The sequence below is a fragment of the Corallococcus sp. 4LFB genome (assembly GCF_046520365.1).
GTDB lineage: Bacteria > Myxococcota > Myxococcia > Myxococcales > Myxococcaceae > Corallococcus > Corallococcus caeni.
Genome location: NZ_JBKGHJ010001179.1, coordinates 1 through 681, shown reverse-complemented (window position 1 = coordinate 681; position 681 = coordinate 1). Strand labels below are relative to the sequence as shown.

The following is a 681-nucleotide window of genomic DNA, read 5'->3' as shown; positions in this document are numbered from 1 at the left end:
CCGGGTCCGCGTAGGCGGAGGGCGGCGGGAGGCCGAACGGATCCGCCTCGGGTTCGGCGGAGGGCGGGGCCAGGGCGAACGGATCCGCCTGCTGGGGCTCTCCGTAGCCGTAGGTCTGCGGATGGGCGCGCGACGCCGCCGGGCCGTGGGCGTTGGACGGGTCGTTGATGTCGAAGGTGAAGGCGTCCTCGGGCGCGGCCTGCGCGGGGGCGGGCAGGTTCCCGTCGTCCGCGAAGTCGAAGTCGGGCGTGCCGAAGTCGGCCTCGGGGGCGGGCGGGGCGGCGGCGATGGGGTCTTCGGAGAAGTCGAAGTCGCGCGCGGTGCTGGCGGGCTCGTTCGAGCCGTAGGCGACGGGCGCGGCGGGCTCGCGGTAGGCGTCGGTGGGGACGGGGATGGCGACGACGCGGGTCACGTCCTCGCGCGGCTCGGAGAAGTCGCTGGTGTCGAGCGAGGAGAACTCGCCGCTGCCCACCTCCGAGAAGTCGTCCTCCGCGGCCATGGGCGCGGGGGCCGGCGGCGCGGCGCCCATGTCGAAGTTGAACGAGTCGTCCGGGAGGGCCATCGGCGCGCCAGGGCCCGGGTCGAACGAGTTGGCACGGGGCGCGGCCACGCCCGGCGAGGCGAACGCGGCGGACGGGACCTCGTCGTCGAAGGAGAACGGATCCTCGGGGACGGGCGGCG

The 681-nt window shown here is 75.6% G+C and carries 1 pseudogene; it reads right to left on the bottom strand.

Annotated features, from left to right (window positions below):
• Window positions 1-681 (bottom strand): annotated as a pseudogene (locus tag ACLEQD_RS44790) (hypothetical protein); the annotation flags it as partial.